Genomic DNA, 14,693 nt, shown 5'->3' with positions numbered 1-14,693 from the left:
TTATGAAAAAAGAAGTACTAGTAATTTACTACACCCAATCGGGGCAATTGTTCGATATTTTAGAAAACATTACAGGATCTCTAAAAAACGATGACACCAATGTAACTTTCTACAAAATAGAGACTAATCCTGAATTTGAGTTCCCATGGAAACAACGAAATTTTTATGATGTATTTCCCGAATCCTTTTTACAAATTCCATGTGAAATACAACCACCTAAAGCAGAAATTTTAAATAAGAAATACGACTTAGTTATCTTTGGTTATCAGGTTTGGTTTTTAACGCCATCAATTCCAATAAATTCATTTTTAAAATCAGAATACGCCAAAACCCTATTGAAAAACACTCCTGTTATAACTGTTGTAGCCTGCAGAAATATGTGGTTACAAGCACAGGAAAAGGTAAAGCGACTATTAAAATCTGCCGAAGCCAATTTAGTTGGCCACATAGCTTTAGTAGACAGAAATATTAATCATATTAGCGTTATTACAATAGCCCATTGGATGTTCTCTGGTAAAAAAGATCGCTATTTAGGTATTTTTCCAAAGCCAGGAGTATCAGCCAAAGATATTGCCGCAGCGACAAGGTTTGGCCCACCAATAAAAGAAGCCTTAGATACCGGAAATTTATCTACTCTACAAGAAAAATTGGTTGCCTTAAAAGGTGCTTACATTAATCCTTTTTTAATTCAAACTGACGCACGCGGAAATGCAATTTTTTCAAAATGGGCGAATTATCTTATTAAAAAAGGAGATGTTAATCAGCCCGAACGCATTAAATGGACACGTATTTTTGAATTTTATTTGCAATTTGCTGTATGGGTAATTACACCTATAGTTTTTATTGTATTTTTGCTCACTTATTTACCCATGAGTGCCAAGAGAAATAGGGACAAAGCCTACTTTTCTTCGGTAGAATTAAAGGAAAATTAATGAAGGAAGTATACATAACGAGAATAGCCAAATTTCTACCCAACGAACCTGTTGGAAATGATGAAATGGAAGAAAAACTCGGAGCTATTGACGGTAAAACATCAAAAGCTAGACGTATTGTATTACGAAACAACCAAATTGCGACACGTTATTACGCTATTGATAAAAATGGCGATGTTACACACAATAATGCACAATTAACTAAAGAAGCGGTTGAGCTGTTATGTGATGATGATTTCAAAACTAAGGATATTGAATTACTGTCTTGTGGAACTTCTAGTCCAGATCAAATTCTACCATCACATGCTGCTATGGTTCATGGTTTTTTGAAAAATGGCAACATGGAAATAAATTCACCCTCTGGTGCTTGTTGTTCTGGTATGAATGCATTAAAATTCGGTTATCTTTCAGTAGCTACAGGGCAGAAAAATAACGCTGTTTGTACGGGCTCTGAACGTACTTCTTCTTGGATGCGTTCTGATGTTTTTGAAGATGAAGTAGACCATTTAAAAGAATTAGAAGAGAATCCGATTTTAGCATTTGAGAAGGAATTCTTAAGATGGATGCTTTCTGATGGATCAGGTGCCGTTCTTTTAGAAAGCGAACCTAAAGGTAACACACCATTAAAAATTGAATGGATGGAAGGCTATTCATACGCCTTTGAAATGGAAACTTGTATGTATGCTGGTGGTGATAAATTGGAAAATGGACATTTAAAGCCTTGGAGCGAATACCCTTCGAATCAATGGGGCAAAAAATCGCTATTTGCAATGAAGCAAGATGTAAAATTACTCTCTGGCAATATTCTTGTTAAAGGTGTTCATAGTCTTATTGACGCCATGAAAAAGAATAACATTACCACTAATGACATAGACTATTACTTACCACATATTTCTTCTAATTATTTTAAGGAGAAATTATATATAGAACTAAAAGAGCAAGGTGTTGAAATCCCTTGGGACAAATGGTTTTTAAATCTAGAAAGAGTTGGTAACATTGGCGCAGCATCAATTTATGTTATGATTGAAGATTTAATTGCATCAGGAAAACTAAAAAAAGGTCAAAAGATTTTATGTCACGTTCCAGAAAGCGCCCGTTTTTCATATACTTATGCATATTTAACCGTATGCTAAATGAATTTGATTAATACGCCATTAATAGACAAGGATTTTATAGGGAATTTAATCCCTCAAAAGAAACCTTTTGTCATGGTAGATTCATTACACTACTTTTCAGAAGAAAGAATTATTTCAGGTTTTACTATAGACTCTGAAAACTTATTTGCTAAAAACAATTACTTTCATGCGGCCGGCTTAATCGAAAATATGGCACAAACGATTGCATTACATAAGGGCTATACGTATTACCTAAATAAACGCCCTGCCCCTGTTGGTTATATTGGTGCTATTAAAAAAGTAGAAATCTTTAAACTCCCCGAGGTAAACAAAGAACTAACTACCACTGTAACTATCATGCATGAAATAATGGATGTTACATTAGTATCTGCAACCGTTGAATGTGAAGGAAAATTAATCGCACAAGCAGAAATAAAAACAGCATTAGCCAAATAAAATGGAACGACCACAAGGCAAAATAGATATCAAAAAATTTCTGCCCCATCGGCCGCCAATCCTTTTGGTTACTAACATGCCCTTTATTGATAAAGACTCTGTTACAACAGAATTCATTATTTCTGATGATTGCCTTTTTGTTAAGGATGGTTATTTTTCAGAAACAGGAATTATTGAAAATGCCGCTCAAACATCTTCTGCAATTGTTGGTCAGAGTTATTATGACACAGACGACTACGAAGGTGTTAGCAATAATTTAATAGGATATATTAGTGCGATAAAAAAGGCAACAATACATCAATTACCAAAAGTAGGCGAAATACTAACTAGTAAAGCGAAACTCGTTTCACGATATGATAGTGAAGACCTAAGTATATGCACCATTAGCTGCTCTTCTTTTAGAAATGATGATTTAATTGTAGATTGTACTTTGAATTTTTTGATTCATGAAGTCAAATGAAAAAAGACGAAGTACCACAAGACGAAAGCAATTTAGCATCTGCTAATATAAAAGACATGGTGTATGCTGTTGATGAAAACGGCGAATACACCACTGAACTCAGTACCGGCTGGACTCCAAAGACTATTGCGCTTGACAATGCTATTCAAATAATTGAAGAGCGAATTTCTGATGCAAAAAAGCGTGTTCTAGAAAACAAAACAAGTCCGATTGAATATTATATGGAAGTTCATAAAATGGATTTACAAATATTAGCTAGTTATGTTGGTTTTTGGAAATGGCGCGTAAAAAGACACTTTAAACCATCAGTTTTTAACAAACTGAATAAGAAAAAACTTCAGAAATACGCTGATGTTTTTGAAATTACTATAGACCAACTAAAAAATATAGATGCCTGACAATCTGAAAATCGAATTTTCACATAAACAAGCTGCTCATTGTGAAAACGGAGTGGTTTCCAACCTCATGCGACATAATGGTTTTGAAATTAGCGAACCAATGGTTTTTGGTATCGGATCCGGATTGTTATTTAGCTACTTACCCTTTATAAAGGTGAATTTCGCTCCGGTATTCACCTATCGGGTAATGCCAGGTCTCATTTTTAACCGTTTTGCAAAACGTGTTGGAATGAAAATTAAAAGAGAAAAATTTTCAAATCCTAAGACAGCTAAAGAACGTTTAGATATTAATCTAAAAAATAACAATCCTGTAGGTGTACAAGTTGGTGTTTATCAGCTCTCTTATTTTCCTGAGGAATATCGATTCCATTTTAATGCTCACAATATGGTTGTCTACGGAAAAGAAAATGGCAACTACCTCATTAGCGATCCTGTTATGGCTGATGTAACCACTTTAACAGAAAAAGAACTTGAAAAAGTGCGCTTTGCCAAAGGTGCTTTTGCCCCTAAGGGTCATATCTACTACCCAACAGAATTTCCTGAAAAATTAGAACTCGAATCTGCAATTATCAAAGGCATTAAGCAGACTTGTAAAGACATGACTGCGCCAGTACCCTTGGTTGGTGTTAAGGCCATTAGGTGGGTTGCGAAAAATATTCGAAAGTGGCCTAAGAAAATTGGACCTAAAAAAGCAAACCATTACTTAGGTCAAATTGTTCGTATGCAAGAAGAAATAGGAACTGGCGGAGGTGGATTTCGATATATCTACGGTGCTTTTCTACAAGAAGCTTCTAAAGTTTTAGACAATCCGGCACTTTTTGAACTGTCAAAAGAAATGACTCTAATTGGAGACCAATGGCGCGACTTTGCAGTTGATGCATCGCGTATTTACAAGAATAGAAGTGGGCAAGCTGATGGTTACAATAAAATAGCGAACCAACTAGAAGCCATTGCTAATAAAGAAGAAGCATTCTATAAAAAATTGAAGAAAGCGGTTTAAAAGATTTTCGAAAATTAAAAGCACTTAAGGCTATGATTCAAATCAACAACCTTTCTAAAAAATATAAAGGCTCCGATTTTTATTCGGTAAAAGATTTGAATCTCACTATTAACGAAGGTGAAATTTTTGGATTATTAGGGCCAAACGGGGCAGGTAAGACTACACTAATATCTATGTTGAGTTCTCTATTAAAACCAACCTCAGGTTCCTTTTTAATTGATAACCTAAACTATTCAGAAAATCAAAAAGAATTAAAGCAATGTATTGGTACAGTGCCACAAGAATACGCCCTTTACCCTTCATTAACAGCACAAGAAAATTTAATGTACTTCGGTAGTATGTACGGCATTAAAAAGGTTGTATTAAAAGAAGAAATTAAAATACATCTTGAAATTTTAGGCCTTTCTAAATTTTCGCATCAGAAAATAAAAACTTTCTCTGGCGGAATGAAAAGACGTATCAATCTAATTGCGGGCATTTTACACAAACCTAAAATATTATTTTTGGATGAACCCACGGTTGGCGTAGATGTTCAATCTAGAAACGCAATTATCAATCACCTTAAAGACTTAAACAAAAACGGAACCACAATAATCTACACTTCGCATCATATGAATGAAGCAGAAGAATTTTGTTCACGAGTCGCAATTATTGATCATGGGAGTATCGTAAGTAAAGGTGAACCAAAAAAATTGATAAGTGAACGAGAAGGTGCAGAGCATTTAGAAGATGTATTTCTATCAATAACCGGAAAAGCACTTAGAGATTATGCATAAACTTTTGGCCAGTGCTTATAAAGAATTATTGTTGCTTACTCGCGATCTTGGCGGTTTGGCTGTACTGTTCTTTATGCCGCTACTTTTAGTTATTGTTATTACTACCGTGCAAGACGGTACCTTTAAAACTATTAAACAGAATAAAATAGACATTATCTTGGTCGATAAAGATCTAGGTGAAGTTTCGCAAATTATTCTCGAAAACTTAGAAGCATCAGAACAATTTAATATTGCGCAACTGTCCAATGAAAATGAGGCTCAAAAACTAATTCAAAATGGCAAATATCAATTAGCGATAATCATCCCTGAAAACCTATCTTCAGATCTAAACTTAAAAATTGCTGAAAATGTAGCAGGTATTTTATCAAAATTCGGCATTGATCAGGGTGAACTTCCCAATGAAAAATCAAAATTAGCATCGAAAGAGGTTAAGCTATACTTCGACCCAGCAACACAATTTTCTTTTCGAAACTCTATTAAAAGTGGCATAAATCAAATGGTTTCAAAAATAGAGACTAAAACTATTTATAAGGCCTTTCAAGAAGAAATTTCAGACGATCCTTACGAAGAAATCTTTGACACTGAAAGCTTCATAAGCTTTAAAGAAATAATACCAAATTCTGGCAAAGAGGCTATGATCCCGAATTCTACACAACACAATATTCCTGCCTGGTCGCTTTTTGCTATATTTTTTATCATTCTTCCACTTTCGATAAATATGGTTAAAGAAAAAAACCAAGGTACTTTTGTTCGCTTACGTACCCATCCTTTATCTTACGCAACGGTCTTAGGTGGTAAAACAATAGTATTTCTGGCAGTCTCTCTAGTTCAATTTGCTTTAATGCTGTTGGTTGGTATTTTCCTATTCCCATTGATTGACTTACCACAACTTGATGTTTCTGGACGACTACCTTTACTTTTCGTTGTTGCTTTTTTTGCTGGATTGGCAGCTATTGGCCTAGGATTACTTTTAGGTACTATTGCAAAAAGCCAAGAACAAACAGCACCGTTTGGAGCAACATTCGTTGTAATATTAGCGGCTATTGGTGGTGTTTGGGTACCCGTATTTGCAATGCCTAAATTAATGCAAACACTATCGAATCTATCACCAATGAATTGGGGTCTAAATGCCTTTTATGACGTATTTTTGAGGAATGTAGGTTTCATAGAAATTTTGCCTGAAATAGGATTGTTAACGTTATTTTTTATCATAACTACCTTAATTGCTATAATTTATTACAAAAGAAAAAATGCCGTCTAAATTTAAGAAAGAGATTAGTTTTACAAGTGATGTTCGAGTTCGATTTACAGAATGTGACCCACTAGGCATTGTTTGGCATGGAAACTACATACAATACTTCGAAGATGGTAGGGAAGCTTTCGGTCGCCACCATGGTATTTCATATCTAGACCAGAAAACTCATAATTTTAGCACCCCAATAGTAAAATCTTCATGTGAACACAAACTCCCTTTGCGATATGGTGATGTGGCAAAAATTAAAACTACATACATTGATTCTGCTGCGGCCAAAATGATTTTTAAATATGAAATTATGAATCCGGAGGGCCAAGTAGTATGTATAGGGGAAACGATTCAAGTATTTGTTGAATTAGATGGAGATTTATCATTAATTATTCCTGATTTTTTTATGGAATGGAAACAAAAAGTCGGTCTATTAGATGAGTGAAGTATATCTTTCATATAACACCATTGTTTCTTCATATGGCTTTAACAGCCTATCTGCGGTATCCAATATAAGCCAAGAGATTTCGAGTCTAAAATTGATTGATGATAAAAACATATTGCCTAATCCCTTTTATTCTTCACAAATAAACAAAACAACATTAGAGGAAAAATTTCAAAAATTAAATCCGAAAGAAGAATACACCACTCTTGAAAAAATACTAATTACGTCTCTTGCAAATACTATTAAGGACTCAAAAGTTAAGTTAAACAGTCGTGTAGGGATAATTATATCTACCACTAAAGGGAATATTGATATTTTAGAAGCGCATAGCGAATTCACAGAAGAAAGAGCATACTTATCTGCATTAGGAAAAAAAATAGTAGACTTCTTCAATTTTAAAAACGAAGCTATTATACTATCCAATGCATGTGTCTCAGGAGTACTAGCAACAGCAATGGCTAAAAGATTTATTAAACAAGGCACATTCGACCATGTTTTTATTGCAGCTGGTGATTTATTAACGAAATTTATACTCACTGGTTTTCAGTCATTTCAAGCTTTAAGCACCGAACCTTGTAGACCCTATTGCAAAACAAGATCTGGAATAAATATTGGTGAAATTGGAGCCAGTATTTTGGTTACCAACGACAAAAACTATCTGAATGAAGAAGCTGTTAAAATAGTTGCAGAAGCATCATGTAATGACGCAAATCATATTTCAGGACCATCACGAACAGGAGAAGGATTATACCGAAGTGTAGTCTCCGCATTAGAACAAGCTAATTTATCAGTAGATAAAATCGATTATATCTCAGCACATGGCACAGCTACTAATTTCAATGATGAAATGGAAGCTATTGCATTTAATCGTGCTGGATTACAAGATACACCACTTAATAGCCTTAAAGGTTACTTTGGTCATACTTTAGGAGCATCCGGATTATTAGAAACCATAATAGGTATGCATTCGTTACAACAAAACATATTGTTTAGCTCTATAGGCTTCCAAGAATTGGGTGTATCAAAACCATTAAATATTATAAAGAAAACAAGGTCGCAAGAACTAAATACCTTTTTAAAGACAGCATCTGGTTTTGGTGGTTGCAATACGGCCGTTGTTTTTGAAAAAGTTAGCCAATAAGGCATTTTAATAATTGTAGTTATTAAATTTGCGCACTTAGATTGGAATAACCAAACAAGTATATGTCAAAAAAAACCATCAGGGCAGTAGATGCCTTGCAAGAAGCACAGAAAATTGCTTTCGCCCCTTTTATATTTCAAACTTCGGTTACACTAAGAAATTTAGGAGTTTTCGACTATATCTTTGATGCTAAACGCGCTGTGTCGCAAAGTGAAATTTGCGAAGCACTTTCTATTAGTGAATACGGATTAAGTGTACTACTAGAAATCGCCGAGAGTTCTGATATTGTAATTAAAGATGAAAATGATAAGTACGAATTATCTAAAATCGGTTACTTTTTAAATTATCATAAAATGACCGAAGTAAACATGAACTTTACTCAAGATGTTTGCTACCAAGGTCTTTTTCACTTAGAAGACACTATAAAAACAGGCAAGCCACAGGGATTAAAAGAATTAGGCAATTGGAGCACCATTTACGAAGGGCTTTCACAATTACCACCGAATGTACAAAAATCTTGGTTTGACTTTGATCATTTCTATTCCGATGAAATCTTCGTTGATGCCTTAAAAATTATTTTTAAAAGTTCTCCTAAGACAATTTTTGATATTGGGGGTAACACTGGAAAATTTGCCATACAATGTTGCGAATTTAACAATGATGTTCAAGTAAAAATATATGACCTGCCAGGACAACTGAAAAAAGCTTTAGCTAATGCCAAAGCAAAAGGCCACGGCAATAGAGTTTCTGGACAAGAAATTGATTGGCTTTCAGAAAACCCAACGGTTAAAGAAGGTGCAGACATCATATGGATGAGTCAATTCTTAGATTGTTTTTCTAAAGAAGAAATTCTAAAAATATTAAGTGCTAGTGTAGAAGCTATGAATGCTGATACTGAGCTAATAATTATTGAGACCTATACCGATCGTCAGAAATTTGATAATGCCAAATTTATCTTAGAGGCCACCTCCTTATATTTTACAGCCCTGGCTAACGGAAATAGCAAAATGTACAAAGCCACTGAACTAATCGACATAGCTAATAAAGCTGGCCTTACTATTAAAGAAGATATTAGTTTAGGAGAATTCCATACTATGTTTATTTGTAAAAAGAAATAATAACTGAATCAGAATCTTAACATACAAGCTTATTGCCACATCAGAAATGGTGAAGTGCTGTTAAATGGTGAATCCGTTTTCAAGCAAGAATCAGCCAATTTCAAAGAATTTATTAAAGCTGCCTACAAGAATTTTGAAATTGACCATTCTAAATTCTTTAAAATGGATAATCTAAGCAAATTAGCCTTTATTGCTTCTGAAATATTATTGAAAGACGAGACTGAAAAAAATATTGCCCTAGTTTTATCAAATCGATCATCAAGCATAGATACTGATCGCAAGCATCAAAACGCCATTGAAAATGGGTTTGCAAGTCCTGCTGTATTTGTGTATACATTGCCAAACATTTGTATGGGTGAGATAAGCATCCGCCATCAACTGTTTTCTGAAAATGCGTTTTTTGTTTTTAACAAATTCACGCCAAATTTACTTTTTGACTATAGCGAAAACCTCATTAAAGAAGAAAAAGCTAAAAAAGCACTATGTGGCTGGGTTGACTTTGATAATGGAAAATATGATGCATTCTTGTACATTGTTGCCAATAGCGGTACTTTTGTGCATTCGATTAGCGAAATAACCAGATTATATTAGACCCAATGAGCGCATTGAAATTAGAATTGAAAGAAAAAATAATAGAGCAATTAAACCTTGAAGACCTTTCTGTTGCAGAAATTTCAGACAGCGAACCACTTTTTGGCGAAGGTTTAGGTCTCGACTCTATTGATGCATTAGAGCTTATCGTTATGCTTGACAAAGATTACGGAATTAAATTAGCTGACCCAAAAGAAGGTCGCCAAATTTTTGAATCAATAGACACCATGGCTGCCTATATCGAAGCTAACAAAAGCTAAGCATATTCCCAATATTACAAATAAATCGTATTCAAAGTATCTCAACTTTTAAATTGGGATATTTGTATTTTTACATAGAACTCGTTTCATTTACCACAAGCAGACAATGAGTCAAGGAGTTGCCATCACGGGAATTGGTATTATTTCAGCTATTGGAAACAATGTAGCTGAAAATTATGCATCCCTGATTTCAGGCAAAATAGGTATTTCAAAAATTTCCCAGATTAACACCGTTCATAAGAACGATATTATGGTGGGTGAAATATCTACTCAAAATGACGAGCTCGAAAAATTATTAAACCTTGATTCTGATGCGTATTCGCGCACTCCGATGATAGGAATAATTGCAGCAAAAGAAGCAATTATAAATGCAGGGATTTTAGATATAAATGACTGTGCTACCGGATTAATTTCTGGGACTACTGTAGGTGGCATGGACAAAACAGAACAATATTTCTACGATTACTTTGAAAGAAATAATCATTGGAACCATATCACTGGACTTAGTGCTGGTGACTCAACCAAAAAGATTGCCGATTACTTAGGGCTAAAAGAGAGCTTTGTTACAACTATTAGCACCGCTTGTTCTTCTGCCGCCAATGCTATAATGTTGGGAGCAAAAATGATTAAATCTGGTCAATTAGACAGGGTTATCGTAGGCGGCACTGATGCAATGTCTAAGTTTACCATCAACGGTTTTAAAACCTTAATGATTCAATCGGACACTTACAATGCGCCCTTTGATAATAACAGAAAAGGTTTAAACTTAGGTGAAGCAGCAGGTTATTTGGTTTTAGAGTCTGATAAAATTATAGCCAGAGATAACAAAAAAATACTTGCTTATGTAAAAGGTTATGGTAATGCAAACGATGCCTACCACCAAACTGCATCCTCTGAACAAGGTGATGGCGCTGTTCTGGCAATGAAAAAGGCTTTGAAAGTTGCTGGACTTCAGCCCGAGGCAATAGACTATGTGAATGCGCATGGAACTGCTACACCCAATAACGACTTATCTGAAGGCAGGGCCTTACTTCGTATTTTTGGAGATGACGTACCCGAATTCAGTTCTACCAAAGCATTTACCGGGCACACCTTAGCTGCTGCTGGAGGAATTGAAGCTGTATTCTCGGTCTTAGCGCTTCAAAACAATATTATCTACCCTAACCTGAATTTTAAGACCCCAATGAATGAATTCGATTTGCAACCTGAATTAAGACTTAAACAAAAGGAATTGAAAACAGTACTTTCTAATTCTTTTGGATTTGGTGGCAATTGTTCGACCTTAATATTTTCAAAAGAAGCATGAAAAAATCGGTCTACATCAATAGTGTTGGTTCTGTTTCGGCTCAAAAAACATTAGACAATTCAATCTTTCTTGAAGATATTGTCAATTATGAATCTTCAATTTTAACTGTAATCGCACCGAATTACAAAGAATATATTCCACCAGCCGCCGCAAGAAGAATGGCAAAAGGAATAAAAATGAGTACTGCTAGTGCAAAAACCGCATTAAATGAAGCACAAATTGAAGAAAGTGCTGTAGATGCAATTATAGTTGGCACCGGATTGGGCTGTATTGGTGACTCAGAAAAATTTATAAAAGATATTATTGATAATGACGAGCAGTACTTAACCCCTACTCGTTTCATACAATCCTCGCACAATACCGTTGCAGGCCAGATTGCTTTAGGCATGGGCTGCAAAGGACACAATTTTACCTATGTGCATTCTACAATTTCATTTGAATCTTCACTATTAGATGCAAAAATGCAACTTGAAGCAGATGAAGCGCAACACATTTTAGTAGGCGGTGTAGATGAGTTAGTAGACCACCATGAAAACACGCACCGATTAATTGGCCATATAAAGAGTGCGCCTACAAACTCGAATGAATTATTAAAATCGAATACCTCAGGTGCCGTTTTTGCAGAGGGCGCTAACTTTTTTCTTCTTTCCAATGAAAAAAGAAATTCGGCTTATTCTGAACTTTTAGCACTTAAAACTTTCAATTCTATTGCTAAAGATCGAGTGGCACCTTTAGCTATTACATTTCTCACCGAAAACAATGTAGCAATTGAAAACGTTGACTTAATTATTATGGGCAACAATGGTGATATCGATTTTGATGATTTTTACAGTGAATTATCCGAGAATACTTTTAAGAGCACTCCGCAAGTTTATTACAAACATTTATGTGGTGAATTCGACACGGCGTCGGCATTTGGGTTTTGGTTGGGAAATAAAATTTTAAAAAATCAGACCGTCCCTAATGCTGTTCAATTGAATTCAATTGAACCTAAGAAATTAGAAATCGTTTTACTCTACAATCAATATAGAGGAGAAAATCAAAGCTTTGTATTATTAAAAAGATGCTAAAAAGAAAATACATCAATCCGTTTGTTATTTCGCTTTTAGTCGCTTTAATCTTATTAAATTTTGTGACAGCCATACCATGGTTTATTTACCCAGTTATTTTATTTCTATGGTTATTAATCACTCTTTTTGGTTCGTTTTTTATACGATGGAATTATCATTTAACATCATTAAGCGTTAATAAAAGCATTAAAGAAAATAAAGTATCATTAACCTTTGATGATGGACCCCATCCTGAATTCACACCTAAAGTCTTAGAATTATTAGAACAATATAATGCCAAGGCTACTTTCTTCTTAATTGGAAAATATGCTGAAAAACAACCAGAAATTGTTCGAGAAATTATAAAACGAGGCCATAGTATTGGTAACCACACCTATTCTCACACCAATGATTTTGGTTTTTTTCGTACCAATAAGGTAATGTCTGAACTAAATAAGACTTGTACTATCATTGAAAAAATTATAGGAAATAAAATGCTTTTATACCGACCGGCGTTTGGTGTCACCAACCCTAGCATACAAGAAGCGGTAGCAAACCTCAAAGTAAGTTCAATAGGCTGGTCTGTACGCTCATTAGACACCACTAATAGAAACGAAGAAGCAATCTTAAAGCGCATTACTGCAAAAGTATCTAAGGGCGACATTATTCTCTTACATGACACCTCTAACAAGACCATAGACGTGTTGGAACGGTTATTGTTATTTTTGCAGGTAAATAATCTTAAGTCGGTTCCTGTTGAGGAACTTTTGAATATCAAAGCTTATGAATAAATGGCTTTTACATACTAGCAAACCTTTTAGCGCGGTATTCTTATTTAGTTTTCTACTATTATTATTAACTGCTATAAACATTCATGCTCAAACTAAAATGAGCACAGCTGATGCATCTGCATTGCAAACTAATGTCAAATCTTTAGCTAAATCTACGAGAACCATAACTGCAGATTTTGTCCAACACAAACATCTCGACTTTTTATCCAATGATATTGAATCGAATGGAAAACTATCTTTTAAAAGTCCTGACATGGTTAAATGGGCTTATGTAAAACCGTTTCAATATTCAGTTTTATTTAAGGAAGACATGCTTTATATAAATAATGAAGGTGAAAAGAACAACATAAATATTGGCTCAAACAAATTATTTAAACAACTGAATAAGCTAATAAGCGCTAGTATTACAGGTGATATGTTCACCACTGAAGAATTTACAATTACATACTACGAAAACGAAAAAGGAAGTCTTGTTTATTTTTCTCCTAAGGATGAAAAATTTGCTAAGTACATTAAAGAATTTCACATCAGTTTTAATAACAAAGCAGAAGTTAGCGCGGTTAAAATGATAGAGCCATCAAACGACTATACCCTTATACAATTCTCGAACAGAATTACTAATGAAAATTTACCTGATGCGGTTTTTGCTCAGTAGTCTTGTTTTCCTCCTTATAAGCTGTGGATCTTATCCAAAACAGCAAAATTATATGGATTCAAACGAAGAGAATATTAAATTAAACAATCCATATTTCTCCGACCCAAACCAAGACTATATTTACAAGGCTGATATTAAAGTTTTTAAAAAATCATTTAGTGGAATCTTTATTGTAAAAAAAATAGCCAACCAACACCACCGAATTGTATTTACGACCGAAATGGGTAATAAATTATTTGATTTTGAATTTTTGAACAAAAATTTCAAAATCAATCATATTTTGCCCGAAATGGACAAAAAAGTACTAATAAACATACTAAAACACGATTTTTTTGCCTTAATTGAGCAAAATCCATATTCAGAAAAACAATATTTGGAAGGAGATTCAAGAATGATTCAATCTGAACTTTTAAAGAAAAAATATTATTATCTTTTTGAAAATGAACAATTAAACAAAATAGTTCGAACAAGTAGCGGAAAAGAAAAAGTTACATTCTTATATTCCGAAATAAATGATAACATTGCAGGCCGTATTAATATTCAACATTTGAATATTAAACTGAATATATTTTTGAAAAAATTATGAGCGTTCTAATTGAAAATTTATACGAAGTAAAATCATTTGAAAACGACAACAGCATTGTAATTGCAACGGTTTCATTGAATAAAAATCATGAAATTTTTGAAGGTCATTTTCCAGATAAATCAGTAATGCCTGGAGTTTGCATGATTCAAATGATAAAAGAACTTACAGAAAGAGCAACTGACAAAAAACTGTTTTTATCGAGTTGTTCAAATATTAAGTTTATGGCCATAATAAACCCTGAAGAAGACAAATTACTGAACTTAAACATTAGTTATTTTGAAGATAATGGAAATATTAAAATAAAAAACACTGCTTCATTCGAAGATACTCTGGCATTAAAATTGAGTGCTACATTTAAAATAATGTAGAAC

The 14,693-nt window shown here is 34.0% G+C and carries 19 protein-coding genes; all 19 read left to right on the top strand.

The genetic code is table 11. From position 1 onward, the window contains the following. The first annotated feature begins 2 nt into the window (after window positions 1-2). The 19 genes from UH7x_RS09095 to UH7x_RS09005 all read left to right on the top strand — a co-directional run bounded on the left by UH7x_RS09095 (window position 3) and on the right by UH7x_RS09005 (window position 14,690). The gene (locus UH7x_RS09095) at window positions 3-932 is read left to right on the top strand and encodes a dialkylresorcinol condensing enzyme DarA (RefSeq protein ID WP_482363411.1); all 930 of its coding nucleotides are present in this window, start codon (window positions 3-5) and stop codon (window positions 930-932) included. After that, a complete protein-coding gene (darB, locus tag UH7x_RS09090) occupies window positions 932-2,065 on the top strand; it encodes a dialkylresorcinol biosynthesis protein DarB (RefSeq protein ID WP_482363410.1) in 1,134 nt (377 codons plus the stop codon). Before UH7x_RS09095 ends, darB begins: the two co-directional genes overlap by 1 nt. Continuing rightward, complete coding sequence (locus UH7x_RS09085) at window positions 2,066-2,503, top strand: hotdog family protein (RefSeq protein WP_482363409.1); 438 nt, start codon at window positions 2,066-2,068, stop codon at window positions 2,501-2,503. It abuts the gene before it with no gap. A gap of 1 nt (window position 2,504) precedes the next feature. Next, window positions 2,505-2,963 carry a hotdog family protein gene (locus UH7x_RS09080; protein ID WP_482363408.1) on the top strand — a complete coding sequence of 153 codons (459 nt, stop codon included), beginning with the start codon at window positions 2,505-2,507 and terminating at the stop codon, window positions 2,961-2,963. After that, window positions 2,960-3,361, top strand: a complete 402-nt coding sequence (DarG, locus tag UH7x_RS09075; protein WP_482363407.1) for a flexirubin biosynthesis protein DarG — start codon at window positions 2,960-2,962, stop codon at window positions 3,359-3,361. Before UH7x_RS09080 ends, DarG begins: the two co-directional genes overlap by 4 nt. Next, on the top strand, window positions 3,354-4,361 hold the full coding sequence (darH, locus tag UH7x_RS09070) for a BtrH-related acyltransferase DarH (RefSeq protein ID WP_482363406.1): 1,008 nt from the start codon (window positions 3,354-3,356) through the stop codon (window positions 4,359-4,361). The genes DarG and darH overlap by 8 nt, the downstream gene beginning before the upstream one ends. A 32-nt stretch (window positions 4,362-4,393) precedes the next feature. Beyond that, the gene (locus UH7x_RS09065) at window positions 4,394-5,137 is read left to right on the top strand and encodes an ABC transporter ATP-binding protein (RefSeq protein ID WP_482363405.1); all 744 of its coding nucleotides are present in this window, start codon (window positions 4,394-4,396) and stop codon (window positions 5,135-5,137) included. Further along, entirely contained in the window at window positions 5,130-6,398 is a 1,269-nt protein-coding gene (locus UH7x_RS09060; RefSeq protein ID WP_482363404.1) for an ABC transporter permease, read from the top strand. The genes UH7x_RS09065 and UH7x_RS09060 overlap by 8 nt, the downstream gene beginning before the upstream one ends. After that, the gene (locus UH7x_RS09055) at window positions 6,388-6,825 is read left to right on the top strand and encodes an acyl-CoA thioesterase (RefSeq protein WP_482363403.1); all 438 of its coding nucleotides are present in this window, start codon (window positions 6,388-6,390) and stop codon (window positions 6,823-6,825) included. The genes UH7x_RS09060 and UH7x_RS09055 overlap by 11 nt, the downstream gene beginning before the upstream one ends. Beyond that, entirely contained in the window at window positions 6,818-7,966 is a 1,149-nt protein-coding gene (locus UH7x_RS09050; protein ID WP_482363402.1) for a beta-ketoacyl-[acyl-carrier-protein] synthase family protein, read from the top strand. Before UH7x_RS09055 ends, UH7x_RS09050 begins: the two co-directional genes overlap by 8 nt. A 62-nt stretch (window positions 7,967-8,028) precedes the next feature. Continuing rightward, the gene (locus tag UH7x_RS09045) at window positions 8,029-9,084 is read left to right on the top strand and encodes a methyltransferase (protein ID WP_482363401.1); all 1,056 of its coding nucleotides are present in this window, start codon (window positions 8,029-8,031) and stop codon (window positions 9,082-9,084) included. Between the two features lie 162 nt (window positions 9,085-9,246). Continuing rightward, a complete protein-coding gene (locus UH7x_RS09040) occupies window positions 9,247-9,675 on the top strand; it encodes a hypothetical protein (protein ID WP_482363400.1) in 429 nt (142 codons plus the stop codon). A gap of 5 nt (window positions 9,676-9,680) precedes the next feature. After that, entirely contained in the window at window positions 9,681-9,935 is a 255-nt protein-coding gene (locus UH7x_RS09035; protein WP_482363399.1) for a phosphopantetheine-binding protein, read from the top strand. Window positions 9,936-10,041: 106 nt separating this feature from the next. Next, on the top strand, window positions 10,042-11,241 hold the full coding sequence (locus UH7x_RS09030; protein WP_482363398.1) for a beta-ketoacyl-[acyl-carrier-protein] synthase family protein: 1,200 nt from the start codon (window positions 10,042-10,044) through the stop codon (window positions 11,239-11,241). Continuing rightward, window positions 11,238-12,311, top strand: a complete 1,074-nt coding sequence (locus UH7x_RS09025; RefSeq protein WP_482363397.1) for a beta-ketoacyl synthase N-terminal-like domain-containing protein — start codon at window positions 11,238-11,240, stop codon at window positions 12,309-12,311. The genes UH7x_RS09030 and UH7x_RS09025 overlap by 4 nt, the downstream gene beginning before the upstream one ends. Beyond that, window positions 12,305-13,081, top strand: a complete 777-nt coding sequence (locus UH7x_RS09020) for a polysaccharide deacetylase family protein (protein ID WP_482363396.1) — start codon at window positions 12,305-12,307, stop codon at window positions 13,079-13,081. The genes UH7x_RS09025 and UH7x_RS09020 overlap by 7 nt, the downstream gene beginning before the upstream one ends. Continuing rightward, a complete protein-coding gene (gene lolA2 / locus UH7x_RS09015) occupies window positions 13,074-13,736 on the top strand; it encodes a flexirubin biosynthesis/transport protein LolA2 (protein ID WP_482363395.1) in 663 nt (220 codons plus the stop codon). The genes UH7x_RS09020 and lolA2 overlap by 8 nt, the downstream gene beginning before the upstream one ends. Then, window positions 13,717-14,322: a flexirubin biosynthesis protein LolB2 gene (lolB2, locus tag UH7x_RS09010; RefSeq protein ID WP_482363394.1), complete on the top strand. Its 606-nt coding sequence runs from the start codon at window positions 13,717-13,719 to the stop codon at window positions 14,320-14,322. Before lolA2 ends, lolB2 begins: the two co-directional genes overlap by 20 nt. After that, window positions 14,319-14,690 carry an ApeI family dehydratase gene (locus UH7x_RS09005; protein WP_482363393.1) on the top strand — a complete coding sequence of 124 codons (372 nt, stop codon included), beginning with the start codon at window positions 14,319-14,321 and terminating at the stop codon, window positions 14,688-14,690. Before lolB2 ends, UH7x_RS09005 begins: the two co-directional genes overlap by 4 nt. Window positions 14,691-14,693: the final 3 nt, after the last annotated feature.

The organism is Aurantibacter sp. UH7 (assembly GCF_056839165.1).
This window is presented reverse-complemented; position numbering and strand designations above follow the sequence as displayed.

Excerpts from the sequence above, each read along its gene's own strand:
- UH7x_RS09080 (WP_482363408.1), top strand. The coding sequence starts at position 2,505 with ATGGAACGACCACAAGGCAAAATAGATATCAAAAAATTTCTGCCCCAT.
- UH7x_RS09035 (WP_482363399.1), top strand. The coding sequence starts at position 9,681 with ATGAGCGCATTGAAATTAGAATTGAAAGAAAAAATAATAGAGCAATTA.
- UH7x_RS09055 (WP_482363403.1), top strand. The coding sequence starts at position 6,388 with ATGCCGTCTAAATTTAAGAAAGAGATTAGTTTTACAAGTGATGTTCGA.
- darH (WP_482363406.1), top strand. The coding sequence starts at position 3,354 with ATGCCTGACAATCTGAAAATCGAATTTTCACATAAACAAGCTGCTCAT.
- lolB2 (WP_482363394.1), top strand. The coding sequence starts at position 13,717 with ATGCGGTTTTTGCTCAGTAGTCTTGTTTTCCTCCTTATAAGCTGTGGA.
- lolA2 (WP_482363395.1), top strand. The coding sequence starts at position 13,074 with ATGAATAAATGGCTTTTACATACTAGCAAACCTTTTAGCGCGGTATTC.
- UH7x_RS09060 (WP_482363404.1), top strand. The coding sequence starts at position 5,130 with ATGCATAAACTTTTGGCCAGTGCTTATAAAGAATTATTGTTGCTTACT.
- UH7x_RS09065 (WP_482363405.1), top strand. The coding sequence starts at position 4,394 with ATGATTCAAATCAACAACCTTTCTAAAAAATATAAAGGCTCCGATTTT.
- UH7x_RS09040 (WP_482363400.1), top strand. The coding sequence starts at position 9,247 with ATGGATAATCTAAGCAAATTAGCCTTTATTGCTTCTGAAATATTATTG.
- darB (WP_482363410.1), top strand. The coding sequence starts at position 932 with ATGAAGGAAGTATACATAACGAGAATAGCCAAATTTCTACCCAACGAA.
- DarG (WP_482363407.1), top strand. The coding sequence starts at position 2,960 with ATGAAAAAAGACGAAGTACCACAAGACGAAAGCAATTTAGCATCTGCT.
- UH7x_RS09020 (WP_482363396.1), top strand. The coding sequence starts at position 12,305 with ATGCTAAAAAGAAAATACATCAATCCGTTTGTTATTTCGCTTTTAGTC.
- UH7x_RS09005 (WP_482363393.1), top strand. The coding sequence starts at position 14,319 with ATGAGCGTTCTAATTGAAAATTTATACGAAGTAAAATCATTTGAAAAC.
- UH7x_RS09025 (WP_482363397.1), top strand. The coding sequence starts at position 11,238 with ATGAAAAAATCGGTCTACATCAATAGTGTTGGTTCTGTTTCGGCTCAA.
- UH7x_RS09045 (WP_482363401.1), top strand. The coding sequence starts at position 8,029 with ATGTCAAAAAAAACCATCAGGGCAGTAGATGCCTTGCAAGAAGCACAG.
- UH7x_RS09085 (WP_482363409.1), top strand. The coding sequence starts at position 2,066 with ATGAATTTGATTAATACGCCATTAATAGACAAGGATTTTATAGGGAAT.
- UH7x_RS09030 (WP_482363398.1), top strand. The coding sequence starts at position 10,042 with ATGAGTCAAGGAGTTGCCATCACGGGAATTGGTATTATTTCAGCTATT.
- UH7x_RS09095 (WP_482363411.1), top strand. The coding sequence starts at position 3 with ATGAAAAAAGAAGTACTAGTAATTTACTACACCCAATCGGGGCAATTG.
- UH7x_RS09050 (WP_482363402.1), top strand. The coding sequence starts at position 6,818 with ATGAGTGAAGTATATCTTTCATATAACACCATTGTTTCTTCATATGGC.